This window comes from Delftia sp. UME58 (assembly GCF_014170385.1).
GTDB lineage: Bacteria > Pseudomonadota > Gammaproteobacteria > Burkholderiales > Burkholderiaceae_C > Comamonas > Comamonas acidovorans.
In genome coordinates, this window is sequence record NZ_LZZV01000032.1 from 18,312 (window position 1) to 41,362 (window position 23,051).

Below are 23,051 nucleotides of genomic sequence, written 5' to 3' on the forward strand. Positions count from 1 at the left end.
ATGACCTCGCAACTGGCGTGGCGCAAGGCCTTGCCATGGTGTCGCTGCCAAGGCAGCCGCGCTATCGATGCGAGGGAATCAGGCCTGTGCGGGAGGCCCGCGGGGCGGAAGCGGCGCGCCGACCAGGGCTGCGATATGGGCCGCTGCAAACGGATGCAGGGCTGCTGCCAGAGGATGGGGTTGTGCCACCGCCAGGCTGGCGGGAGGCAGAGGCAATGCAGGGGCCAGGCACATCGAGCAATCGAGCGTGTGCTGACCTGGCGCCTGGGCCTGGCCATCGTCGTCAAGAACCACCATGGTGATGGCTCCGCCGCTGGAGCAGATGAGCTCCATGGTCTTGGGGTTCACGAAGGGCGAAGCCCCTGCAACACCCAGCGTCAGCAGGAACCACGCCAGGGCGAGGCGCTTCCAGAATGACGATGTGCGAAGGGTGTGCATAGCCCGTGATTATGGCGGCGATATCGGACCGACAGCAACCTTCTTGCGCAATGGCGGATGCAGATCCGGCCATCGGCGCGGGCGACGCGTGATGGATCCATCGCTACGGCCTGCAGATCGAGCAGCTGCAGCACCAACAGACCAGCGCTGCGCTGGCCAGCACGCAACAGGCCGTCACGGACATGGCCGGATTCCAGAAAGGACTGACCGATGCACTCGCAACCTTCCAGGCCACGGGCCAGCGCAACGCGGCCGCGCAGCAGGATCTGGACCGCAGCCTGCGCGAGCTGCGCACTGCTACTGCAGGCATGCGGGGCGACTTTGCAGGCCTCCCCGAGCGCATCGTTGGAGCTGCCCAGCCCGCTCTCGCTCAGTACGCTTCAGCCTGCACAGCCGTACTCCAAGAGCTGGCAGATCGAGGTGGACGCATGGCAGAGCGCGGTGCAGACAGCGCGCGAGCGGCTGATGGCCACGCCGCTGACGCCGCGCTGATGCGGGATTCCTGGCCGACCGTCTCGCGCTGACCGGCGTTTGTTCCGGCTGCGCGTGCGGTAATGGACTGCGGACGGCCATGAGCCGCCGCTGGTGGGATCGAGAAGCAGACATTCAACAAATAAGGTAAGACGACCGCCGTAGGCGGATCGGCTTGACCGCCCAGTTAGGCTGGGGAGAGAAGGCACGATGCTGCTTAACCACAAAGGCCCTTACTTTGAGTTCGACTCTCGATCAGCGCAACTTCTTTGCTTGCAAGATCGGTCAAGAGTTGCTCATGAAATGGCGCCTGAATCAGGACGCTGTTGTTGTTGTCCGATGATGCACACAACTGTATTCGACTGGGGGCGCCATTGGACTCAAAGAGAACCCGAAATACACGCGTGCTTTGTTGAGGATGCCATTCGATACGCTGGTGAAAGTAAGTGCGAGACACAGCGTTCTCGTTCATCTCAGGAACAAGGCCGAGAGACCCCGTGAGAATCTCATGCAACTCTTGTCTATTCATCTATGCACCTTTTCGATGGCCTAACGTAATGTGGACCGCACCAAGCCGCAGGCCATATCTGGCGCATGCGGTCTAAATTGGCACGAAAGAAATGTGGAGAGGGGCTTGTAGCCTAGCTTGACGGCGGATGTACTCCCCGAAAAAAAACAGTGCTAAATTCAGTCATGAAACCCGCCGCCCCTCCTGTGTTGCGCACCACACGGTTGCTGGATGGCCGCGCTGATGGCGTGCACGCGGCCAGTGGACCCGTCTCTACGCCCGGAATCTCGAGGATCGCACGAACCGGAATAGAACATCGCCCTGTGGTGATATGGCCCTGTCTCCCTCAATGTCCGCCACGTATGCGGCCGGCACTTCTGTCGAATAGATCGCCAAATCTTTGATGCTGTAGAGAATTCTTGTCGGCCCAACGATGAATTCATCACCATCCACCCTACCAAGGCACCTTCCTCGCTTGTCGTGGATCGTCCACCACTCACCTTCGACGAAATTGGTTTTCGGGAATCTCAGTTCTTTTAGCGCTCTCGCCACGATAGGAGACTTTGTTGTGCAAGCAACAATCAGTGTACCTTCGATGAAGTTGTGTCTTGTATGAGACACTCGGTCAGTCGGCTCAATGAGGCGTTGTCCTACACATAGCCAAATGCCAATTGTGTGCCCTGCGCACTCCAATGCACCACTGCTATCGATGCAATGAAAGGCATAGAGGTTAATTCTGGCCTGCACTGGATTTCATTCCTCTGGGCATCTCTATAGCCCAATCCATCGCCGTGCAGTTGGGAAGGGGAGGTGGCCGTAGTCCACCACGACCGCATACAAGCCGGGCTCCGTGGGCGCTCCACCCAGGTGAGGCTGTCAGGCATGGCGCGCTGGCCGACGCGCTGATGAAGCTGCCACCGCTGGGCGTGCTGAGGAGCGGAGCGGAGAAACCAGACGAGGAGGCACTGCTACCAGCCCAGCAACTGGCCGAGCTGAAGGCCGAGGGGTAGGGTGCAGGCCTGCCCTGAGCGATGTTGATTTTTCCCAGGGCGGATGTAGGCACCCCAGAACGCAAAAAAGCCCCTCGGCGCCAATGACGGTGCCGAGGGGCTTGGTGTTTGGTGGCTCGATGTGCCGGGAAAGAAGGATAGGTGAGAAATCTTGGGATGTTGGCCGGCGGCGCCTCATGACGAGGGCATCGTGTCAGCGGATCGTGACACGGCGGCAAAGACGAAAAACGAGAAATGTTCCCTGGATGTTCCCCAGGATTTGGCTGGTGCACTGCTTTCAGAGGGGAAAGACTGGCCTGCCCGGAGGGACTCGAACCCCCGACCTATTGCTTAGAAGGCAATTGCTCTATCCGGTTGAGCTACGGGCAGGTAAGGCCGCCGACGGGCCAGCGCGGATCATACCCGCAATGGGCGGGCGCGCAGGGCTTGGCGGCGTGCCCTGGCGCCCTTGCCGTCATTCGGCGTCGTCTTCTTCCTCGAACACCACGGAAGGAGGCGCCATGACGCGCGCCATGTCGCTCATCGTGGGCACCAGGCCGCGGGCGAGGTAGCTGTAGGGCGTGTCGGGCTCCAGCGCCGCAGCGGCAAGATTGGCCATGGGCTGGTTCATCGTCAGGTAGTAGCTGCCCACGGGCGCTTCGACGGCGCCGCGCGTGAGCGCATAGGCGCCGCTGGCGGGCGTGGCCGAGCGGGCTTCGTTGTACGAGTCGGCCAGCAGCTGGCCGGGCTCGGCCACCTTGAGCACCTGCAGGCCCAACAGGCGCAGCCTGTCCACGGCGGGCTGGGCGCTGGCGGACAGCCAGTAGCCGCAGGAGCGCGGGCGCGACAGCGTGGTGCGCGGCTGTAGCGACGCGTTCCAGTCCACGCGCACCTGCTGGTCGGCGCCCGTGTCGGGCTGGATCATGGTGAGGGTGCGCTGCTCGGGTGTCTGCTCGGCCAGCACGGCAAGTTGCTGGTGGCAGGCGAGGGAGGCGGTCTCGCGGGCCACGAAGGCCTGCACCTGGGTGAGGTCCTTGGCGCGCTCGGCGCTGGAATGCAGCATGCGTGTGGCCGCGGTGACCAGGGTGTGCACGCGCCGCTGGATGTGGGCGCGGCCCAGGTCCGAGCCACGGCTGCTGACCAGGTAGCCCACCGAGTTCTTGAGCCCGCTGATGTTGCGCAGCGAATCGGGCGCGAGGCTGCCCATGGAGATGGACTTGTCCTGCAGATCCTGGCTGGTGGTGTAGTACCAGTCGCTGCTCAGTCCGGCCTGCGACAGCGCGGTACGCAGCGGCGCCGTGTACCACTCGCGCGCAGCCTTGGTCACGAATTCATTCTGGTTGGCCGTGGCCGAGTACTGCAGCAGGGCGTCGTAGCGCTGTATGGCCTGGTACTTCTGCAGGAAGATGCTGGCGGCGGGGAACTCCTGCAGGTCCACCACGGCGACGGGGCGGTAGTCGCGCGCCAGCGTGGCCAGGGCCTTGGCCTCGGGCGTGTTCAGGAGCAGATGGTCATGGGCGATGTCGGTGCCGTCGGCCGCATTGCGCGTGCCGGCTTCCACGGCGTCGGGGTTGGCGCGCGGCACGAGGATCACGTTGATCTGCTGCAGCAGCGGCTCCAGCAGGCCGCCGGGAGCGAGCTCGCGGGCGATGATGAGCAAGGCCTCCGTGCCCGCAGGTTCGTCGCCGTGCTGGCCGGCCACGAGCATGACCGTGGGGCGGCGGCTGTCATAGAGCGCCGACGGCTGAATGCCGGGTGCGCGCGTGGCCACCAGGGCCTGGATGGGGCTGCCGCGCTGCGAGCTTGCGGGCTGCACGATACCCAGGCGCGTGTCGCGGCCCAGGGATTTGTTGGCCTGGCTGTTCAGCCAGGAAGACAGTTCGCTGGCCGTGGTGAACTGGTTGCGCTGCGGCGCCAGGCCCGGTGTGTCGTAGCGGGTGGCTGGATCGGGAAAGCGCGCAGCCACGGCCGCGTTGTAGGGCAGCGGGACCAGGTTGTTGGCCGGCGCGATGGGCTGCGTGGTCGCCTGGGGCACCACCGTGGTGGGCCATGGCGGCAGCGGGGTGCTGGCGCAGGCGGAAAGCAGGGCTGCGCACGCCAGGGCCGACCACCGCAACCTGTCCTGTGGCAGCTCCGAATCGGGGCGCTGGCTGGAGGGGGTGGCGTGTGGGGTCTGCAGTGTCATGGCGTGGCCTTGAGGAACCAGTCGGGGGAGTCTTTGAAATCCGGGAAAAGGGCGCGGCCTTCAATCGCCGCAGGCCGCAATGCTATCGGGATGATAGCCATGCAGGCTTGCGGCGCGCTGTCGGCTGAATGCGCAATCTGCGCCATGTGAAAAGGGCTGCAGCCCCGGGGAGATGCAGCCCTTTTTTGCTGGCGGATTCCTCGGCTTGCCGCAGGGCGGGCCGAGTAGCCGTGGTGCAGATCAGCGACCGTAGCCGCCGCGCGAGGGGCCGCCACGGCCACCGCCGCCGAAGCCGCCGCCACCGCCGCCATTGCCGCCGCGGTTGAAGCCGCCACGGCGGCCGCGTTCGGCCATGGTGTCCACGCTGGTGCGCATCGGATCGGGCTGGCCGCCACCTGCTGCGCTGCCACGGGGGCCGCTGCTGCGTGCATGGCCCAGCTGCGTGCCCAGGTGGGCATCAGCGCGCGGGGGTTGGTCATCGAAGCGACGGGCACCGCCGCCGCCTTCGCCGTCAGGGCGCGGGCCGCGCCTGGGGGCGTTCTGGGGTGCTGCCTTGGGGCGGTGGGCGGCGCCGGAGCCATTGCCCGGACCATCGAAGCGATCGCGGCGCGGCTTGTTGCTGGCGCTGGCACCGGCGTGGTTGCGGCCACGGCCCTGGCCGCCGGCATTGCCTTCGGAGCGGCCTTCGTCCGAGCCGGCCTTGGGAGCCTGGCCACGGCCGCCTGCGCGGCCGCCACGGTCGGGCTGGGTGGCCTTGGTGGTGCGGATGCGGTCCATCATTTCCTGGCGCGCAGCCTTGGCGGCGGCCTGCATGACGTCGCGGCTGGGCGGCTTGCCTGCACCGCCCCAGATGGTCTGGCGGCCCATGGCGATGGGTTCGGCCACTTCGTCCTCTTCAGGGCCGAAGCCTTCGAGCACCTGCACAGGGATTTCCTGCTTGGTGAAGCGCTCGATGTCCATCATGAAGCCTTCTTCGTCCATGCAGACCAGGCTGACGGCGTGGCCTTCGCGACCGGCACGGCCCGTGCGGCCGATGCGGTGCACGTAGTCCTCGGACACGTTGGGGATCTCGTAGTTCACGACGTGAGGCAACTCGTCGATATCGATGCCGCGTGCAGCGATGTCGGTGGCGACCAGGGCGCGCAGCTCGCCGGTCTTGAAGCCGGCCAGGGCCTGGGTGCGGGCGCTCTGGCTCTTGTTGCCGTGCAGCGCCATGGCGCTGATGTTGTTCTTGGTCAGGAATTCGGCAACGTTGTTGGCGCCGAACTTGGTGCGCGTGAACACCAGAACCTGGCTCCAGTTGTTCTCGTTGATGATGTGCAGCAGCACCTGTTTTTTCTTGCCGCGGCCCACGGGGTGGATCACCTGGGTGATGCGCTGGACCGTGGTGTTGCTGGGCGTGACCTGGATGGACTGCGGGTTGCGCAGCAGGCCGTTGGCCAGGTCGCGGATCTCGTCGCTGAAGGTGGCCGAGAACAGCAGGCTTTGCTTGTCCTTGGGCACCAGGGCCAGCACCTTCTTGACGTCATGGATGAAGCCCATGTCCAGCATGCGGTCGGCTTCGTCGAGCACCAGGACTTCGACGGTGGACAGGTCCATGAAACCTTGCTGCTGCAGATCCAGCAGGCGGCCCGGCGTGGCGACCAGGATGTCCACGCCCTTTTTGATGCGGTCGATCTGGGGCTTCATGCCCACGCCGCCGAAGATGACGGTGGAGTTGATGTCCAGGTACTTGGCGTAGCTGCGCACCGATTCCTCGACCTGTGCGGCGAGTTCACGCGTGGGCGTCAGCACCAGGGCGCGAATTCCCTTGCCGCCGAACTTGTTGCGCGGCACCTGGCCTTGCGAGAGGCGGTGCAGCATGGGCAGGGTGAAGGCAGCGGTCTTGCCAGTGCCGGTCTGTGCGCCTGCCAGCAGGTCGTGGCCGGCGAGCACCGCGGGGATGGCCTGTGCCTGGATGGGAGTCGGGTTCTCGTAACCCTCCTCAAGCACGGCCTTCAGAATGGCGGGAGCCAGATTCAGTTCTTCAAATGTCATGTGATCAAAGATGCGCCCGTCCGGGGCGCTGGGTATCAGCCTGTCGAGGCAACCAGGGCGGTTGCCGGACCAGTCGTAGGCGGATGAGGTTCAATGTCGGGAGCCTGGAAAACAGCGTCCATCGTCCCCAGCTGGAATGCTGATGTCACGGGCAACTGGAACCCGTGACGCAGGGTATTGTCGCATGCGCGGATAATCACGGCTGGCGTGCAACCGATTTGTTGCCCGGTTTTTGCAGAAATCAACGATTCAAGTACTCGGACCAGAATGGCTCAATACGTTTTTTCGATGAACCACCTCACCAAGACCGTGCCGCCCAAGCGGCAGATCTTGAAGGACATCTCTCTCAGCTTTTTCCCGGGCGCCAAGATCGGCGTGCTGGGACTGAACGGCTCTGGCAAGTCCTCGCTGCTCAAGATCATGGCCGGGGTGGACAAGGAATTCGAAGGCGAGGCGCTGCCCATGCAGGGCCTGTCCATCGGCTACCTGCCGCAGGAGCCTCAGCTCAATGCGGAGCACACGGTGCGTCAGGCAGTGGAAGAGGCCATGGCCGAAGTCAACGCGGCCCGTGCGCGCCTCGATGAAATCTACGCCGCCTATGCCGAGCCCGACGCCGACTTCGACGCGCTGGCTGCCGAGCAAGGCGAGCTGGAAGCCAAGATCGCCGCTGCCGGCACCGACTCCGAGCACCAGCTGGAGATTGCTGCCGACGCCCTGCGCCTGCCGGCCTGGGACGCCGTGATCGGCAAGCTGTCCGGTGGCGAAAAGCGCCGCGTGGCCTTGTGCAAGCTGCTGCTGTCCAAGCCCGACATGCTGCTGCTTGACGAACCCACCAACCACTTGGACGCCGAGTCCGTGGAATGGCTGGAGCAGTTCCTGCACCGCTTCACCGGCACCGTGGTGGCCATCACCCACGATCGCTACTTCCTGGACAACGCTGCCGAGTGGATCCTGGAACTGGACCGTGGCCACGGCATTCCCTACAAGGGCAACTACTCCGAATGGCTGTTCCAGAAGCAAAGCCGCCTGGAGTCCGAACAAAAGGGCGAGGAAGCCCGCGCCAAGGCCCTGAAGAAGGAACTGGAGTGGGTTCGCCAGAACGCCAAGGGCCGCCAGACCAAGTCCAAGGCCCGTATCGCGCGCTTTGAGGAACTGAGCGATTTCGAATACCAAAAGCGCAACGAAACCCAGGAAATCTTCATTCCTGTGGCCGAGCGACTGGGCACCCAGGTCATCGAGTTCAACAACGTCACCAAGAGCTTCGGTGACCGCGTGCTCATCGACAACCTGACCATGAACATCCCCGCTGGCGCCATCGTCGGCATCATCGGCCCCAACGGCGCCGGCAAGTCCACGCTGTTCAAGCTGATCGCGGGACGCGAGCAGGCCGATTCCGGCGAAGTCATCGTGGGCCAGACCGTGAAGATGGCCTACGTGGAGCAGACGCGTGACGCGCTGGCCAACGACAAGACGGTGTGGGAAGACATCTCGGGCGGGCTGGACATCATCAACGTCGGCAAGTTCCAGATGGCTTCGCGCGCCTATGCGGGCCGCTTCAACTTCAACGGCCAGGACCAGCAAAAGAAGGTCGGCAACCTCTCCGGTGGTGAGCGCGGCCGCCTGCACCTGGCCAAGACGCTGATCCAGGGCGGCAACGTGCTGCTGCTGGACGAGCCCTCCAACGACCTGGACGTGGAAACCCTGCGCGCGCTGGAAGATGCGCTGCTGGAGTACGCGGGCACGGTGCTGGTGATCTCCCACGATCGCTGGTTCCTCGACCGTATCGCCACGCACATCCTGGCGGCCGAAGGCGATTCGCAATGGGTGTACTTCGACGGCAACTACCAGGAGTACGAAGCCGACAAGAAGAAGCGCCTGGGCGAAGAGGGCGCCAAGCCCAAGCGCATGCGCTACAAGGCACTGAAGTAAGCATCAAAGGCAAGCCTCAAAGCGCCTCCGGCACGGGCTGGAGCCTGTATTCTTCGGGCCATGAATCCTCCACCCGTTTCTGTTGCCGCGTTGCAAGCCTGCCTGGTGCAGGCCGTGCGTGGCTCGGAGGCGCTGATCCTGCGGCTGCTGCAGCGAACGGCCCATGCCATGGAGCAGGCCGACCAGCCCGGCTCCGGCCTGCCGCGCCGCGCTGAAATCCCCGAGGCGCTGGAACTGCTTGCCCGCCACCGGGCACCCATGCTCAAGGGCTATGGGCGGGCGCTGCTGGAATGCTTTGGTCAATCCGGTGGCGCTGCTGCATGGCCGCCCGTGCCTGGCATGTCCGGTGTGCCCGGTGTGCCCGGCGCCACCGATTTCGCCTCCCTCTCCCTCCTGGACGACTCCGTGCTGCAGTCGCAGCTGGCCCACCAGCGCCTGCTGCAGCATGTGGCGCCGCAGGTGGAGATCGCGCTGGCCGAGCTCGATGCCCTGGTCAGCGCCGTCCAGGGCCTGGACCGTGTCCAGCCCGAACGCAATCCGCTGCGGCCCCACAGCTATGTGCAGGCGCTGCAGCGCGTGATCGACGACACCGGGGTGGACCCCGGCTGCGCCGCCTGCTGGCTGGGCTTCATGCGCGAGCACCTGGGTGCGCTGCTGGTGTCCGAGTACGGTCATATCGCCCAATCCCTGCGTGACCAGGGGGTTCAGCCTGCGGCCTATGGCCTGGCGCCGGTACAGGCCCCATCGCCCGACGCGGGCCGTCGCCATTCCGACCTGCCGGGGCAAAGCCGCTGGCGGGCACCTTCCCACTATGGCGATGCCGTGGCCCAGAGCCGCGCCTATGGCTCCTTTGGCCAGCAGGCCCAGGAAGATGAGCTGACGCGGCGCCTGGTGGCCGCCCTGCTGTCCGATCCACGCTGGATGGATTCGCACCGCGAGGCGCCCGCTTCGGCGCCTTCTTCCATGTTGGCGCTGGCCCACCCATCCGCCTATTCCGTGCCCGGGCAGTTCGCGTCGGCCATGGACGGCACAAGCCGCCTGCAGACCACCGCCTGGCAGGGCAGCGAGACGGCACCCACCGTGCTGGCGGCGCTGCCCGAAGGCTGGACTTCGCTGAGCTGCATGGCGCTGGAGTCCGTGCAGCACCACTCGGCCCAGCTGGAGCAACTGATGCAGGCGCTGCAGCCGCCCGAGCAGCAGGAGCCCGCACCCGGCGTGCGTGCCGACGACGGCGCCGCGCTGCACACCCTGCAGCGCATGATGCGTTTCATGGCGGCCGACACGCGCCTGCTGCCTTCCGTGCAGCGCACCGTGGGCCGTCTGGAGCCGCTGCTGCAGCAACTGGTGGTCCAGGACCCGCGATTTTTCGAGGACCGCAGCCACCCTGCGCGCCAACTGCTCGATGAGCTGACGGCACGCAGCCTGTGGTTCGACAGTGAATCCGCGCCGGGCTACGGTCAATTCCTGCAGGTGGCCGATTCCGCCGCCATGCGGCTGGCGGCCCTGCAGCGTGCCGATGCGTCGGCCTTTGCCACGGTGCTGCAGCAGCTGCGCGACGGTTGGGGCGGCAGCGGCATGCAGCCCGTGGGCCCTGGCGAAGTGCCGGAAGGCGGTACGGTGACCGGGCCTGTCTCGGCTGCGCTCAGGCATGTGGAAAGGCGTGGCGTGGACCCGCGCTGGCCCGAAACCGCCATGCCCAGGGCCGAGCAGATCGCAGCCGCCATCCGGCGCCTGCCCAGCGCCCAGGGCGTGCCCGATGACATTCTGGAATTCGCCACGGGGCCCTGGGCCGAAGTGATCGCCAGCGTGCAGGAACCCGTGGACGGCAGCGAGGCCCGGGACCCTGGCGGCTATCTGGCCCTGGTGCCCAGCCTGCTGTGGAGCGTGTCGGCCCACGCGGGCCGCGATACCGACCGCCTGGTGGCGCTGGCGCCGCGCCTGCAGGCCCGGCTGCGCGCCGGCCTGCGCAGCGTGGGGCGTACGGAAGAGGAAATCCAGGCCTTTGCCGCGCGCCTGGCCGGCCTGCACCAGGATGCGCTGGATGCCGGTGTGGTCCGCCAGCCCATTGAGAGCGTGGATATTTATCTGGACTCCGTACCGCCCACCATCTACGGGTCGGACTCGGTGCTCGCGTCCTTGTCTTCCTCGACTGGCGCGGCAACGCTTGGCCAGACAACGCCCGGCTCCCTGGCGGCCCGCCTGCCGCAGTCGTTGTTTGGTGTGGCGGCCTCCATGCCGGTGCCGCTCGATGCGCAGCAGCCGATGGCGGACGATATCGGCGCGCTGACCGCGCAGGACCTGGAATTGCCCGAGGCGCTGCAGGATGAGCTGCCTGCCACCCGGGCTGCAGAGGCACCGCAGGCCTTTGCGGGGCTTGCCGCGCAGGCTGCGTTGGCTGGTGGCGACACGGCCCCGACGCCCACCGAGCCCGCACGGCCCCTGGAGCCACCGCAGCCGGTGGCTCCAGGGGTGTCCGAAGACTGGGCGCTGGGCACCTGGGTGGAACTGTCCAACGCCCGGCAGTGCATCCGCACCCAGCTGACCTGGGTCAGCCCGCAGCAGACGCTGTTCCTGTTCACCGCAACCGATGGCAGCACCCAGTCCATGACGCGCCGCATGCGCGACAAGCTGCTGGCGCAAGGGCAGCTGCGGCGCGTGGACTGAGGCGCTGCTGCCTGCTGACTGGTGCCGGATTGCGGCGCTTGCGGGTCTGCAATGAATCCCAAGCCTGAACTTGCCGTCGACGCGCAAGCGTCGATGGGGACGAATCGTGCCCAATTCGGGCCTTGTGGAGGTTGAGGCCTGGGGCCTGTCAAAAAGACAATGTCCTGCATCGGTGCGCTCCGGATCACGGGGCGCATCACCGAATAGACCCCACCAGCAGGAGACAGGAACCATGGCGCGTTTGAGGATAGGCATCGTCGGAGCAGGCATTGGCGGACTGGCGGCAGCCAATGCGCTGCACCAGGCAGGGCATGAAGTATGGGTGTTCGAGCAAAGCCGGCAGTTCCTGCGCGTGGGCGCGGACATCAACCTCACGCCCAATGCCGTGCGCGCCCTCGATGGCCTGGGCTCCGACATTGCCGCCGCCGTGCGCGCCAGCGCCGCCCGGCCCACGCACCGCATCAGCCGCAACTGGGACACGGGCGAGGAAACCTCGCGCCTGACCATGGGTGACGAGGCCGAGCGCAAGTACGGCGCCCCGCAGTTGACCATCCACCGCGCCGATCTGCTGGCCGCGCTGGCCGATGCCTTTCCGCTGGACCAGGTGCAGCTGGGCAAGCGTGCCAGCCAGATCACGCAGACGGGGCAAGGCGTGGACATCGCCTTCACCGATGGCAGCGAAGTGGCCGGGCTGGACGCACTCATTGGGGCGGACGGCATCCACTCCGTGGTGCGCGCGGCCCTGTTCGGGGCCGAGAGCCCGCGCTTCACGGGTGTGGTGGCCTTCCGCGCGGTGGTGCCCACCGAGCGCGTGCGCCATGTGCCCGACATCCAGGCCTTCACCAAATGGTGGGGCGCCACGCCGCAAAGCCAGATCGTGACCTTTCCGCTGAACCAGGGCCGCGACACCTTCATCTTCGCCACCACGGCCCAGGATTCCTGGCACGAGGAATCGTGGACCACGCCCGGCAGCGTCGAGGAGTTGCGCGGCTTCTACGCCGATTTCCATCCCGACGCCCGGGCGCTGCTCGACGCCTGCGATGGCGTGCTCAAGACCGCGCTGTACGAGCGCGATCCCCTGCCTGCCTGGTCGCAGGACCGCATCACGCTGCTGGGCGATGCCTGCCACCCGATGATGCCCTTCATGGCCCAGGGCGCAGGCATGGCCATCGAAGACGCCGTGGTGCTGGCCCGCAACCTGGATGCCGCCCCGGGTCCGCAGCAGGTGCCCGAGGTCCTGGCGCGCTACCAGGCCATGCGCATGCAGCGCACCAGCGAGATCCAGATCGGCTCGCGCGGCAACAACTGGCTGCGCGCCGGTGGCAATGCCGATGGCGTCTACGGCTACGACGCCTGGGCGGTTGCGCTGCAGGCCTGAGCCCGGTCAGGGCCGGCAGGCGGCCAGCTCCCTGGCACAGGGCAGCTCCAGCCCTTCGGCCGTGGTCAGCGACTGCGCGGCCAGCACGGCGCGCACCGTGGCCAGGGCCACGGCCTCGGCGGCCATGGCGGACAGGGTCAGCATGCCCAGCGAGTGCTCGGCCAGGCCGGTGCCCAGGGCGAACAGCGTGTCGCCATCGCTCATGGTGTGCACGGGGCGTATGGCGCGTGCCAGGCCGTCATGGGACACCACGGCCAGGCGCTGGGCCTGGACCTTGGTGATGCGTGCATCGGTGGCAATCACGCCGATGGTGGTGTTGGTGCCTGCCAGCAGCGGCCGCGGCTCTTCGCCGCGCAGCAGGGCGCGGCAGGTGTCGTGCAGCTGGCGGCCATCGGGGCTGCGCGCGCCGGCCAGCAGCGCGCCGCTGTGGGGGTCGACCACATCGCCCACGGCGTTGCAGGCGATCAGCGCGCCCACGGTGACGCCGTGCACGGTGAGCGAGGCCGTGCCAATGCCGCCCTTCATGGCACGCTCCATGCCGAAGACCTTGCCCACGCAGGCGCCCATGCCGGCGCCCACATTGCCCTCGGCTGGCCGCGCGGCGCTGGCGGCCTGGCAGGCCGCATGGCCGGCATCGGCACCCGGGCGGATGCGGCTGTCGCCCACCGCCAGGTCGAACAGCACGGCGGCCGGCACGATGGGCACGCGGCCGACGCCCACATCCAGCCCTATGCCCTGCTCATCGAGCCAGCGCATGGCGCCGCTGGCCGCGTCCAGCCCCCAGGCACTGCCTCCCGACAGCATGACCGCATGCACCTGCTGCACCAGGTTGGAGGGATGCAGCAGGTCGGTCTCGCGCGTGCCGGGGGCGGCGCCACGCACATCGCAGCCGCCCACGGCGCCGCCGCGCGCCAGCACGACGGTGCAGCCCGTGGGGCGGCGGGCATCGGTATGGTGGCCCACCTCGATGCCCCGTACGCGGGTGATGGAGCCGGTGTCTGAGCCGGTGTCGGAGTCGGTGCTTGGCATGCCTTGCTCTGCTCGGTGATGGAAAGGCCTTCACCTTAGCCGAAACGGCCGCCGCAGCACCCTGCCTTCAGCGCAGCACTTCCAGCTGCGTGACCACGAAGGCGCCCTGGTCCTGCTCGGCGCGAAAGCGCACCTTGTCGCCGGCCTTGAGGGCGGGCTCGGGCGCGGCCACGCGCAGCTGGAAGACCATGGTCATGGGCGGCATGCCCAGGTTCTTGAGTTCGCCGTGGCGCAGCGTGACCTTGTTGGTGCGTGCATCCCAGCGCGTGACCTCGCCTTCGCTGAGATCCTGGCTGGAGGCGGCGGACGCGGTTTCGGTAGATTGCGCGCCATGGCCTGCATGGTCATGGGCCGTGGCCTGTGCGGCTGTCCAGGCGGGGATCAGCGCGGCGGCCAGGGCCATGCGCACGGCAAGGGCGGTACGGGAGGCAAGGGGGACTGTGTTGTGCATGGTGTGCTCCAGGGTTCAGCGGTAGCTGGTGAAGGTTCGGGTGGAAACGTCGTTGTTCATGACGTTCTTGGTGATGAGCAGCACCTCGTAGGGGTCCTTGCGGCCGCCGTACTCGGGGCCGTCCATGCCAGGGCTGCCCACGGGCATGCCGGGCACGGCAATGCCCAGCGCCTTGGGCTTTTGCTTGATCAGCTTGTGCACGTCGGCCGCAGGCACGTGGCCTTCGAGCGCATAGCCTTCGACCAGGGCCGTGTGGCAGGAGCCCAGGCGCGCCGGAATGCCCAGCCTGGCGCGCACGGCGCTGTTGCCTGTGTCGTGCACGGTGACGACAAAGCCGTTGTGCTCCATGTGCACCACCCAGTCCTGGCAGCAGCCGCAGTTGGGGTCCTTCCAGACCTCGACGGGGATGCGGGTACTGGGTGCTTCTTTGGGCGCCGTGGGTGCAGCCGCCCACAGCGAAGGGGCGGCGAATGCCGTGCAGGCCAGGGCCATGCGGTGCAGCGCACTGCGGCGCGGGTGGGCGGATGCCATGCGTTCATGTTTCATGGTGTGCTCCTGAAGGGGGGGGGGAAGCGGGCGCGCTCATCGCGTCACCGTGATGGTTCCGCGCATGCCGGCCTGGTAGTGGCCGGGGATGAGGCAGGCGAAGTCGAAGCTGCCTTCGCGGTTGAAATTCCAGACCAGGTCGCCGGACTTGCCGGGCGAGACATGGGCCATGTAGGGCTCGCCGTGCTCCATGGTGGGGAACTTGAGCATCATCTGCGCGTGCTCGTCCAGCGAGGCCGGCGTGCCCAGCACGATCTCGTGCATGATCTGGCCCTTGTTGGCCACGCGCAGGCGCACCGTCTCGCCGCGCTTGACGCTGATGCGCTCTGGCGTGAAGCGCATGTTGTCGCTCATGTCCAGCGTGATGGTGCGCCGGGCGGCCGAGGCATCGCCGGCAATGCCCCAGGGCTTTTGCTCCTTGACCGCGGCGGCCTTCGGAGGGCCATCGTGGGTTTCGCTGCCATGGGCGAAGACGGCAGCGGGGCTGGCGAGCAGTGCGGTGGCGAGGAGCAAGGCAAAGGTGTTCATGAGGTACTCCTTGGATGGCATCAGTGGTGCTCATGGCCCGCACCGGGCTTGCGCACACTGGGTGCGCCGGGGGACTGGCCGGGCGTGGTCTGGCGCGGTGCGGAGGCCTCGGCCGCCGGCCCCTTCCATTCATGGGCCACGCTGCCCTTGGGGTGGGTGAACCAGCCCGGGTCGCCATAGTCGTTGGCGCCCAGCTGCTCGCGCACCTTGAGGGTGGTGAACATGCCTCCCATCTCGATGGGGCCGAAGGGGCCCGTGCCGGTCATCATCGGGAAGGTGTTGTCGGGCAAAGGCATCTCCATGGAGGCCATGTCGCCCATGCCGCGCTCGCCCATGACCATGTAGTCGGGCACGATCTTCTGGATCTTGCCGACCAGGCCCCGGTGGTCCACGCCGATCATGGTCGGCGTGTCATGACCCATGGCGCCCATGGTGTGGTGGCTCTTGTGGCAGTGCAGGGCCCAGTCGCCCAGCTCGTCGGCGATGAACTCCACCTGGCGCATCTGGCCTACGGCCACATCGGTGGTCACTTCGGGCCAGCGCGCGGACCGGGGCACGGGGCCGCCGTCCGTGCCCGTGACCTCGAACTCATGGCCGTGCACGTGAATGGGGTGGTTGGTCATGGTCAGGTTGCCCACGCGCAGGCGCACCCGGTCGCCGCGCCTGGCGACGACGGGGCTGATGGCGGGGAACACCCGGCTGTTGAAGGTCCAGATGTTGAAGTCCGTCATCTCGGCCACGCGCGGCGTCATGGAGCCGGGCTCCACGTCGTAGGCCGACAGCAGGAAGGCGTAGTCGCGCTGGACCTCGGCGATCTGCGGGTGGGCCGCCTTCGGATGCGTGATCCACAGCCCCATCATGCCCATGGCCATCTGCACCATCTCGTCGGCATGCGGGTGGTACATGAAGGTGCCGGGGCGGCGCGCCGTGAACTCGTAGACGAAGGTCTTGCCTGGCGGGATGTGCGGCTGGGTCAAGCCGCCCACGCCATCCATGCCGTTGGGCAGGCGCTGGCCGTGCCAGTGCACGGTGGTGTGCTCGGGCAGGCGGTTGGTCACGAAGATGCGGACCTTGTCGCCTTCCACGACCTCGATGGTGGGGCCGGGGCTCTGGCCGTTGTAGCCCCACATGTTGACGAAGAAGCCCGGTGCCACCTCGCGCACCACGGGCTCGGCCACCAGGTGGAATTCCTTGACGCCTGCGTTCATGCGCCAGGGCGTGGTCCAGCCATTGAGCGTGACCACGGGGCGGTAGGGGCGGCCGTTGGGCGGTGCCAGCGGGGCGGCGGTTTCGGCCGAGGACTGGGTCGCTGCCTCGGGCAGGGCGGCCAGGGCCACGCGGCTGACGGCGGCGCTGGAGACGGCGGCCACGGCCGCGCCGGTGAAGAAGTTGCGGCGGTTCATTTCAGTGGCTCGCTGTGTTCGTGGGAGTGGGGGCGGCGGCGCCGGATGCGGCCTCGACCGTGCCTGGCGAGGTTCCCGTCAGAGCCAGCTGCAGGTCGGTGTCGGCCAGCCAGAAGTCGCGCTGGGCGTCGGTGGCGGTGGCCACGGCCTGGGCGCTGTTGCGGGCCTCGGCCAGCAACTCCCAGACGCTGACGAACATTCCGTTGTAGCGGAGCATGGTTTCGTCCTGGATGAAGCGGCGCAGCGGAAGCACCTCGGCCTGCTGCTGGTGCGCAAGATCCCAGGCCGTGCGGTAGCGCATCCAGCTGCTGCGCGCCTCGGCCCGCGCCTGGATGGCGCCTTGCTGCAACTGGGCCGCGCTGCGCTGGACCTCGGCACGTGCGCGGCCGCTGGCGGCGCCACCCCAGTCGAACAGCGGCAGGGGCAAATCGATCTCCCAGCCGCGCGTCACATCGCTGTGGCCGGTGGCTTTGTCGGTGGCGGTGTTGCGGCTGTACCCCAGGCCGATGTCGCCGAACATGGCACCCAGGCGCGCCCAGCCACGGCGTTCGGCCAGTTGGTCCAGGTCGCGGCGCAGGGCGCGCAGGTCCAGGCGCTCGCGCAGCGCGGTGGCTTCGGCGTCGTCGCCGCTGCGCAGCGCCGTGGCGGCCTGCGGCAGGGGCGGCAACTGCTCGGGCAGGCGGAAATCGATGCGCCTGCCCCACAGGCCCATCAGGCGTGCCAGCTGTTCATGCTCGGCCGTGGCGGCCAGGCGCGCACGCGCCAGCTGGGCTGCGGTGTCCTGCTGGATGCTGAGCTCGCGTGCCTGCTGCAGCCGGCTGAAGTTGCCCACGCGGGCCATGCGCCGCGCCAGCTCGGCCCCGGCCTCGGCCGCCTCGTGCATGCGCTCGCTGGACGCCAGCTGCTGGCGCGCGGCCACGGCGCGCAGCCAGGCGCGGCGCGTGTCGGCGGCCAGCCGCAGCACATCTTGCGCGGCGGTCAGCGTGGCCTGTTCCATCTGCATGCCCTGCCAGCGGCTGCGCCAGGGCAGGGTGATCAGGCTGACCAGGCCAAAGCTCAGCTGGCGCTCGATCTCGCGCTCGTCGCTGTTGACCATGCGGCCCAGGGCCAGCGTGGGGTTGGGCAGGGTCAGGGCCTGGACGCGTTCGGCATCCTGCACGCCCAGTTGGGCCAGGCGCGCTTGCAGGCCGGGGTTGTTGAGCAGTGCGATGCGCACGGACTGGTCCATGTCCAGCGGCTGGCGCAGCCACTCGTCGATACGCTGCTGCGCCGTGTCGCGGGCCTGCGGTTCGGGTTGCGGCAGCTGGGCGCCGTCCGGCAGCCGGCTGGCGGTATGGGATTGGACCGCGCCGCGCAGGCCGTCGGGCGAGATGCTGGCGCAGCCGGCCAGGGCCAGCACGGCAGCCATGGCACCGACCAGCCGGGTGGGGGCGAAGAGGGTGCGCTTCATGGCCGGCCTCCGTGCTGCATGTGAGAGCCGTGCGGGGACGGCGCAGGCGTGGATCGGCCGCCCTGGGCGGCCTCCCAGCGCAGGATGTCCATATGGCCGTTGGGAAACTCGCCCACGGCGGCATTGGCCTGGCGCCAGTCGGTCAGTTCGGTTTCCACGGCGCCACTGGCCGGCAGCGCGGCATGGCGCAGCGGCAGGCTGGCCGCAGCCGGATCGATGGCGCCGGTCAGGCCTGCGGAGGAAGAGGCCGGGGGGTGGCTGCCGTCATGGGCTTGGGCCCAGGCAGCGGGGCTGGATGCGGCAAGGGCCGCCAGCCCGAATTGGATAAGGGGGGCGAGAAAATGCGCACGGCGCATGGTGTTCTCCTGAATGCGAAACGGACAACGCATCCGCGGCCAGACGCCCCGCCATGCCCGCAAGCGGGCTGCCCATGGAGGGGCGGCAGGGATGGCGCGGACGCACTTCGGGCGTCAGGCTTCAGGAAATGGGTGGCTTGATGGCCTGCAGCTTGGCCGCGCTGGCAAAGCGCGCGCTGCCTTGGGGGCGCAGTGCGGCGGACGGCGCTGCGCCGTCCGAACCGATCTGGCCAGGAGTGAACAGGGCTGAATGGCAGATGCCGCACAGGGTGCAGCTGGGCCCATGTTCATGTTCGCCGCAGCTGCCGCCCGGATGGCCGCCGGCCTGGGGGGCGCAGCCTGCACTGTGCTCGGCGTGTGATGCGTGATCCGGGCCGTGATCTGCGACGTGCGCCGCGTGAAGCTGCTCGGGGCTGTCCGGCGATTGCGTGATTTCCAGCGCGACTTCCCGCGCGATTGCCGACGCAATTTCCGGCGCGTGGTGGTGGAGTGCAGACGCCGGATCCAGCGCTGGCGCAGATGCGGCAGCCGGTGCCAGGGCCGACATGACGGGCGCAGCCCCCATGGCCATGGCGTCGCCCAGCAGGCCACGAAGGACCAGCAGCAAGACCAGGACAATGGACAAGGGGCGACGCATAGGCATGGATGATACCGGACGGTGCTGCGAAGTTCCTCAGGTGCGGGCCCTTCGCCCGGGCGGGCGGCGCGTGGCGCGCAGGGCCTCGGCGATCAGGGCCGATACGGCGGGCGGCATGTCCATGGGCAGGGTGGCCGGCACCGTGGCGCGGCCTGTGTTGCCGCGCGGCAGCCGGTCCAGCAGGTGGCCTGCAGGCACCAGGGCCAGGCGCAGCAACTGGCCTGCCACCTCCCCGCCATCGCGCAGCTGCAGCGCATGGCGCAGCATCCAGCAGTGGGATCGCCAGTGCAGGCCCAGCAGCTGTTGGCCCAGCACATGGCTGGCCTCCAGCAGCAGCCAGCGCTGTGCAGGCGCCTGGTCCTGGCTCGAACGGAAGCTGTGCAGCAGGTGGGCGAAGGCGGCGCGGCGCTGGGCGTCGGTCATGCCGCCTCCCTGTCGCTGCCCCAGCGGCGCAACCTCAGGCCGTTGCCGACCACCAGCAGGCTCACGCCCATGTCCGCCAGCACGGCCAGCCACATGCTGGCGTTGCCGGCCAGGGCCAGTGCGAAGAACACCAGCTTGACGCCCAGCGACAGGGCGATGTTCTGCCAGAGCACGGCGTGGGCGCTGCGCGACAGTTCCACCACCTCGGGCAGGCGGCGCAGGTCGTCGTTCATCAGCACCACGTCGGCGGTTTCCATGGCCATGCCCGTGCTGTGCATGCCGCCCATGGCAAAGCCGATGTCGGCCTGGGCCAGTGCGGGTGCGTCGTTGATGCCGTCGCCGGTCATGGCCGTGGGGCCGCGTGTGCGTTGCAGCTCGGCCAGGGCGTCGAGCTTGTCCTGGGGCAGCAGGCCGCCGCGCGCATCCTGGATGCCGGCTTCGGCAGCGATGGAGCGCACGGTGGCCGTGTTGTCGCCGCTGAGCACCACGGGCTGCACGCCCAGGGCCTGCAGGCGTGCCACGGCCTCGCGGGCCTGGGGCCGCAGCGGGTCGGCCACGGCGAACAGGGCCCGCACGCCGCTGCTGTCGGCCAGCAGGGTCACGGTGCGGCCCTGGGCTTCGTGCATGGCCAGGCCGGCGCGCAGCGCGGCGCTGTCCCAGCCTTGCTCCTGCACCCAGCGCAGGTTGGCCAGGGTCCAGAGCTGGCCGTCGATCTCGGCCTGCACGCCACGGCCGGGCAGGGCCAGCAGCTTGCTGACCGAGGCCCGTGCGGCATCGGCGGCCACGGCGGCATCGGCCTGGAGGCCGGAGGCAATGGCGCGCGAGACCGGGTGGTCCGAGCGGCCGGCCAGGGCCAGGGCATATGCGGCGGGCGGGCTGGAGTCATGGGCCGCATCCTCTTCGCTCCAGGATTTCCACTCGACCAGCTTGGGGCTGCCCGTGGTCAGCGTGCCGGTCTTGTCCAGTGCGATGGCGCGCAGCTTGCGGGCCGATTCCAGCGCCTGGCCGCCCTTGATCAGCAGGCCACGCCGTGCAGCCGCCGTGAGTGCGCTGACCACGGTGACGGGAGTGGACAGCACCAGGGCGCAGGGGCAGGAGATGACCAGCAGGGCCAGCGCCTGGTAGGCCGCGTCATGCCAGCTCCAGTCCATGACCAGCGGCGCCAGCACCGCCAGCGCAATGGCCAGCACCAGCACGATGGGCGTGTAGACGGCGGCAAAGCGATCGACGAAGCGCTGGGTGGGCGCCTTGGAGGCCTGGGCCTGCTCCACGGCATGGACGATGCGCGCAATCAGGCTGTCATTGGCCGCCGAGGTGACGCGCATCTGCAGCTCGCCATCCTGGTTGATGCTGCCGGCGTAGAGCTCGTCGCCCGGGGCCTTGTCTGCCAGTGCGCTTTCTCCGGTGATGGGCGCCTGGTTGACCGAGCTTTGGCCACGGATGACCACGCCGTCCAGCGGCACGCGCGCGCCGGGGGCCACGCGCACGGTGGCCTCCAGCGCCACGTCGGCGGCGGCCACGCGCTGCACGCTGCCGTCGGGCTGGAGGATGTCTGCCGTCTCGGGCGCCATCTGCAGCAGGCTGCGGATGGCATTGCGCGCCCGGTCCATGGCCTGGTCCTCGATGCGCTCTGCCGCGGCGTACAGGGCCATGACCATGGCGGCCTCGGGCCACTGGCCGATGGCGAAGGCACCCGTGACGGCGATGGCCATCAGCGCATGGATGCCCAGCTTCAGGCGCAGCACGTCGCGTATGCCGGCCTTGTAGACGCCCAGGCCCGACAGGGCAATGGCCAGCACGGCCACGGCCATGCCGCCGTATTGCAGGGCCGGCACGCCGCCCTGGGCGCCGCTGACCCAGTGGGCGGCTTCGGCCAGCACGGCCGCAATCAGCGCGGCCGTGATGCGCGGCCAGCCGGGCAGCACGCTGTGGTCGTGGCCGGCATGGGGGTCGCTCTCGTCGTGACCGTGTTCATGGTCATGGTCGTGGTCATTGGCGTGGGCGTGATCGTGGCCATGGCCTTCGCCGTGCGCATGCGAGTGGCCTTGGGCCTTCTTGCGGGCCGGCGTGTGCTGGGTGATGGTGAAGGGCGCGCAGCAATCGGTGCCGCAGGCGGAAGACGGCGAAGTCGAGGCGGGCTTGGAAAGGGCTGGGGAGGCTTTCAGGGCCTCGTTGCCCTGAGGGCTTGGCAGGCGATTGGAGTTCATGCGAGCATTGGAAACGGTGAAGTCACTTCAAGGTCAAGCATGTCACAGCATGAATCTGCGCGCTGGCGCATCGGCGAGGCTGCCAAACGCTCCGGCGTGGCCGCCGCCAACATCCGCTACTACGAAAAGGAAAGTCTGCTCAGTGCAGGCGTGCGCGAGGACAACCAGTACCGGCTGTACAGCGACAGCGATGTGCACCGGCTGCGCTTCATCCGCCTGTGCCGCGCCATGGACATGTCGCTGGACGAGGTCCGCACCCTGCTGGCGCTGGACGGGGCCAGCAAGGCCGACTGCGTGGCCGCCAACGAAACCCTGGATGCGCATCTGGGCCATGTGCGCGAGCGCCTGGCCGAGCTGCGCGCGCTGGAGCACGAGCTGATGCAGTTGCGCAGCCAGTGCGACGGATCGGACGGCTATTGCCACCTGATCGAAGCCCTGCACGCCCAGGCTGATGAGCCGCTGGCGGCTGCCCTGGGCAGTACGGGCACCAAGCGCCATGTGTAGGCCCCCGTGTTGCGCCGGCGTCCGACGGACCGTCCCGGTACGGCTCGCTATCATCGGCCGATGAGCCTGAGCCACGCCGCCCTGTCCCTGCCCGACCGCATCTGGGCTGCGCTGCGCGACCATGCGCTGGCGTGGTGGCGCAGCGTCTACCTGGGCGCCGTGCTGCTGGTGCTGGCCATGTCGCCTTCCAGCTACCGGCGCGGCGCGCGGCGCGCCATGGCGCACCAGATCTATGTGCAGACCGGGCCCATCCTGCTGGGTTTCACGGCGCTGGCGGCGCTGTTGTGCGCGGTGATCACGCGCATCGTCATCGTCACGGCGCTCAGCTACGGGCTGTCGCGCTATGCGCTGGAGATGGTGGTGCGGGTGCTGGTGATCGAGCTGATCCCGCTGACTGCCGCGCTGTTCGTGGCCATGCGCTGCACCATTCCCAATGGCACGCTGATTGCGCAGCTGCGCGCGCGCGGCCAGTTGAGGGCTTGGCAGGAGCGCGGGGCCGATCCGCTGCGCATGGCCCTGGTGCCGCGTGCCGCTGGCGGCGTGTTTGCCTCGGTCACGCTGGCCGTGCTCAGTTGCGTGGTGGCCCTGGTCACCGTCTACCTGAGCGTCTATGGCTTCACGCTGGCCGGGCTGCCCGGCTATACGCGCATCTTCGGCCAGATCTTCACGCCCGCCGTGACCCTGGTCTTCGTGCTCAAGACCTGGTTCTTCAGCCTCACGGTGGCCATCATGCCCATGGCCTCGGGCCTGTATGCGCCGCTGCGGCGCCACCGGCTGGGCGGCGCGGCGCTGGGCGGCTTTGCGCGCATGTTCGCCGTGCTGCTGGTGATCGAGGTGATCTCGCTCATGGGCAACTATTACTGAGCACGCCCGCTGAACTCCACGAACCCCACATGCACGGCAAGGCCGTGCCAGAAC

The 23,051-nt window shown here is 68.1% G+C and carries 20 protein-coding genes and 1 tRNA gene; 6 read left to right on the forward strand and 15 right to left on the reverse strand.

What is annotated here, in order from left to right; all coding sequences use genetic code 11:
* Positions 1-78: 78 nt before the first annotated feature.
* A complete protein-coding gene (locus tag A9976_RS10755) occupies positions 79-438 on the reverse strand; it encodes a DUF2946 domain-containing protein (RefSeq protein ID WP_183018996.1) in 360 nt (119 codons plus the stop codon).
* Between the two features lie 345 nt (positions 439-783).
* Between A9976_RS10755 and A9976_RS10760 the strand changes: the two genes are divergently transcribed.
* Positions 784-930 carry a hypothetical protein gene (locus A9976_RS10760; protein WP_183018997.1) on the forward strand — a complete coding sequence of 49 codons (147 nt, stop codon included), beginning with the start codon at positions 784-786 and terminating at the stop codon, positions 928-930.
* 1,789 nt (positions 931-2,719) lie between these two features.
* Here the strand turns inward: A9976_RS10760 and A9976_RS10765 are convergent.
* The 4 genes from A9976_RS10765 to A9976_RS10780 all read right to left on the reverse strand — a co-directional run bounded on the left by A9976_RS10765 (position 2,720) and on the right by A9976_RS10780 (position 6,628).
* Positions 2,720-2,796 (reverse strand) — tRNA-Arg (locus A9976_RS10765).
* An 85-nt stretch (positions 2,797-2,881) separates the two neighbouring features.
* A complete protein-coding gene (locus tag A9976_RS10770; RefSeq protein WP_183018998.1) occupies positions 2,882-4,591 on the reverse strand; it encodes a M14 family metallocarboxypeptidase in 1,710 nt (569 codons plus the stop codon).
* Positions 4,588-4,737 carry a hypothetical protein gene (locus A9976_RS10775; RefSeq protein WP_156517002.1) on the reverse strand — a complete coding sequence of 50 codons (150 nt, stop codon included), beginning with the start codon at positions 4,735-4,737 and terminating at the stop codon, positions 4,588-4,590. The genes A9976_RS10770 and A9976_RS10775 overlap by 4 nt, the downstream gene beginning before the upstream one ends.
* Positions 4,738-4,831: 94 nt before the next feature.
* Positions 4,832-6,628: a DEAD/DEAH box helicase gene (locus A9976_RS10780; RefSeq protein WP_183018999.1), complete on the reverse strand. Its 1,797-nt coding sequence runs from the start codon at positions 6,626-6,628 to the stop codon at positions 4,832-4,834.
* 267 nt (positions 6,629-6,895) lie between these two features.
* Between A9976_RS10780 and ettA the strand changes: the two genes are divergently transcribed.
* From ettA to A9976_RS10795, 3 genes are all read left to right on the forward strand, one after another.
* Positions 6,896-8,557, forward strand: a complete 1,662-nt coding sequence (gene ettA / locus A9976_RS10785; protein WP_183019000.1) for an energy-dependent translational throttle protein EttA — start codon at positions 6,896-6,898, stop codon at positions 8,555-8,557.
* A gap of 60 nt (positions 8,558-8,617) precedes the next feature.
* Entirely contained in the window at positions 8,618-11,221 is a 2,604-nt protein-coding gene (locus tag A9976_RS10790) for a DUF1631 family protein (RefSeq protein ID WP_183019001.1), read from the forward strand.
* Positions 11,222-11,453: 232 nt separating this feature from the next.
* Positions 11,454-12,599 (forward strand): FAD-dependent monooxygenase, encoded by a 1,146-nt coding sequence (locus tag A9976_RS10795; protein ID WP_183019002.1) that lies wholly within the window; start codon positions 11,454-11,456, stop codon positions 12,597-12,599.
* 6 nt (positions 12,600-12,605) lie between these two features.
* Here the strand turns inward: A9976_RS10795 and A9976_RS10800 are convergent, their stop codons facing one another.
* The 10 genes from A9976_RS10800 to A9976_RS10845 form a co-directional block, all read right to left on the reverse strand.
* Entirely contained in the window at positions 12,606-13,628 is a 1,023-nt protein-coding gene (locus A9976_RS10800; RefSeq protein WP_183019003.1) for a P1 family peptidase, read from the reverse strand.
* 67 nt (positions 13,629-13,695) lie between these two features.
* Positions 13,696-14,079: a copper-binding protein gene (locus tag A9976_RS10805; protein ID WP_183019004.1), complete on the reverse strand. Its 384-nt coding sequence runs from the start codon at positions 14,077-14,079 to the stop codon at positions 13,696-13,698.
* Positions 14,080-14,094: 15 nt separating this feature from the next.
* Positions 14,095-14,625: a DUF411 domain-containing protein gene (locus tag A9976_RS10810; protein ID WP_183019005.1), complete on the reverse strand. Its 531-nt coding sequence runs from the start codon at positions 14,623-14,625 to the stop codon at positions 14,095-14,097.
* A gap of 36 nt (positions 14,626-14,661) precedes the next feature.
* On the reverse strand, positions 14,662-15,153 hold the full coding sequence (locus A9976_RS10815; RefSeq protein WP_183019006.1) for a plastocyanin/azurin family copper-binding protein: 492 nt from the start codon (positions 15,151-15,153) through the stop codon (positions 14,662-14,664).
* 20 nt (positions 15,154-15,173) lie between these two features.
* Positions 15,174-16,556 (reverse strand): multicopper oxidase family protein, encoded by a 1,383-nt coding sequence (locus tag A9976_RS10820; protein WP_183019007.1) that lies wholly within the window; start codon positions 16,554-16,556, stop codon positions 15,174-15,176.
* A 1-nt stretch (position 16,557) separates the two neighbouring features.
* Positions 16,558-18,006 (reverse strand): TolC family protein, encoded by a 1,449-nt coding sequence (locus tag A9976_RS10825; protein WP_183019008.1) that lies wholly within the window; start codon positions 18,004-18,006, stop codon positions 16,558-16,560.
* Positions 18,003-18,362: a hypothetical protein gene (locus tag A9976_RS10830; protein ID WP_183019009.1), complete on the reverse strand. Its 360-nt coding sequence runs from the start codon at positions 18,360-18,362 to the stop codon at positions 18,003-18,005. Before A9976_RS10830 ends, A9976_RS10825 begins: the two co-directional genes overlap by 4 nt.
* A gap of 121 nt (positions 18,363-18,483) precedes the next feature.
* Positions 18,484-18,987: a hypothetical protein gene (locus tag A9976_RS10835; protein ID WP_259649176.1), complete on the reverse strand. Its 504-nt coding sequence runs from the start codon at positions 18,985-18,987 to the stop codon at positions 18,484-18,486.
* A gap of 48 nt (positions 18,988-19,035) precedes the next feature.
* Positions 19,036-19,422 (reverse strand): DUF3703 domain-containing protein, encoded by a 387-nt coding sequence (locus tag A9976_RS10840; protein WP_183019011.1) that lies wholly within the window; start codon positions 19,420-19,422, stop codon positions 19,036-19,038.
* Positions 19,419-21,629 (reverse strand): cation-translocating P-type ATPase, encoded by a 2,211-nt coding sequence (locus A9976_RS10845; protein WP_183019012.1) that lies wholly within the window; start codon positions 21,627-21,629, stop codon positions 19,419-19,421. Before A9976_RS10845 ends, A9976_RS10840 begins: the two co-directional genes overlap by 4 nt.
* Positions 21,630-21,668: 39 nt before the next feature.
* On the opposite strand from A9976_RS10845, the gene A9976_RS10850 reads away from it, so the two are divergent.
* Together A9976_RS10850 and A9976_RS10855 are read left to right on the forward strand one after the other, a co-directional pair.
* Entirely contained in the window at positions 21,669-22,133 is a 465-nt protein-coding gene (locus tag A9976_RS10850; RefSeq protein ID WP_183019013.1) for a Cd(II)/Pb(II)-responsive transcriptional regulator, read from the forward strand.
* Between the two features lie 60 nt (positions 22,134-22,193).
* The gene (locus A9976_RS10855; protein ID WP_183019014.1) at positions 22,194-22,997 is read left to right on the forward strand and encodes an ABC transporter permease; all 804 of its coding nucleotides are present in this window, start codon (positions 22,194-22,196) and stop codon (positions 22,995-22,997) included.
* The last annotated feature ends 54 nt before the right edge of the window (positions 22,998-23,051 follow it).

What these genes read in the sequence shown, in the direction of transcription:
- A9976_RS10820 (WP_183019007.1), bottom strand. Translation starts at nt 16,556, where the DNA reads ATGAACCGCCGCAACTTCTTCACCGGCGCGGCCGTGGCCGCCGTCTCC.
- A9976_RS10780 (WP_183018999.1), bottom strand. Translation starts at nt 6,628, where the DNA reads ATGACATTTGAAGAACTGAATCTGGCTCCCGCCATTCTGAAGGCCGTG.
- A9976_RS10855 (WP_183019014.1), top strand. Translation starts at nt 22,194, where the DNA reads ATGAGCCTGAGCCACGCCGCCCTGTCCCTGCCCGACCGCATCTGGGCT.
- A9976_RS10755 (WP_183018996.1), bottom strand. Translation starts at nt 438, where the DNA reads ATGCACACCCTTCGCACATCGTCATTCTGGAAGCGCCTCGCCCTGGCG.
- A9976_RS10810 (WP_183019005.1), bottom strand. Translation starts at nt 14,625, where the DNA reads ATGAAACATGAACGCATGGCATCCGCCCACCCGCGCCGCAGTGCGCTG.
- A9976_RS10850 (WP_183019013.1), top strand. Translation starts at nt 21,669, where the DNA reads ATGTCACAGCATGAATCTGCGCGCTGGCGCATCGGCGAGGCTGCCAAA.
- A9976_RS10805 (WP_183019004.1), bottom strand. Translation starts at nt 14,079, where the DNA reads ATGCACAACACAGTCCCCCTTGCCTCCCGTACCGCCCTTGCCGTGCGC.
- A9976_RS10830 (WP_183019009.1), bottom strand. Translation starts at nt 18,362, where the DNA reads ATGCGCCGTGCGCATTTTCTCGCCCCCCTTATCCAATTCGGGCTGGCG.
- A9976_RS10815 (WP_183019006.1), bottom strand. Translation starts at nt 15,153, where the DNA reads ATGAACACCTTTGCCTTGCTCCTCGCCACCGCACTGCTCGCCAGCCCC.
- A9976_RS10800 (WP_183019003.1), bottom strand. Translation starts at nt 13,628, where the DNA reads ATGCCAAGCACCGACTCCGACACCGGCTCAGACACCGGCTCCATCACC.
- ettA (WP_183019000.1), top strand. Translation starts at nt 6,896, where the DNA reads ATGGCTCAATACGTTTTTTCGATGAACCACCTCACCAAGACCGTGCCG.
- A9976_RS10775 (WP_156517002.1), bottom strand. Translation starts at nt 4,737, where the DNA reads ATGGCGCAGATTGCGCATTCAGCCGACAGCGCGCCGCAAGCCTGCATG.
- A9976_RS10795 (WP_183019002.1), top strand. Translation starts at nt 11,454, where the DNA reads ATGGCGCGTTTGAGGATAGGCATCGTCGGAGCAGGCATTGGCGGACTG.
- A9976_RS10845 (WP_183019012.1), bottom strand. Translation starts at nt 21,629, where the DNA reads ATGAACTCCAATCGCCTGCCAAGCCCTCAGGGCAACGAGGCCCTGAAA.
- A9976_RS10770 (WP_183018998.1), bottom strand. Translation starts at nt 4,591, where the DNA reads ATGACACTGCAGACCCCACACGCCACCCCCTCCAGCCAGCGCCCCGAT.
- A9976_RS10825 (WP_183019008.1), bottom strand. Translation starts at nt 18,006, where the DNA reads ATGAAGCGCACCCTCTTCGCCCCCACCCGGCTGGTCGGTGCCATGGCT.
- A9976_RS10790 (WP_183019001.1), top strand. Translation starts at nt 8,618, where the DNA reads ATGAATCCTCCACCCGTTTCTGTTGCCGCGTTGCAAGCCTGCCTGGTG.
- A9976_RS10840 (WP_183019011.1), bottom strand. Translation starts at nt 19,422, where the DNA reads ATGACCGACGCCCAGCGCCGCGCCGCCTTCGCCCACCTGCTGCACAGC.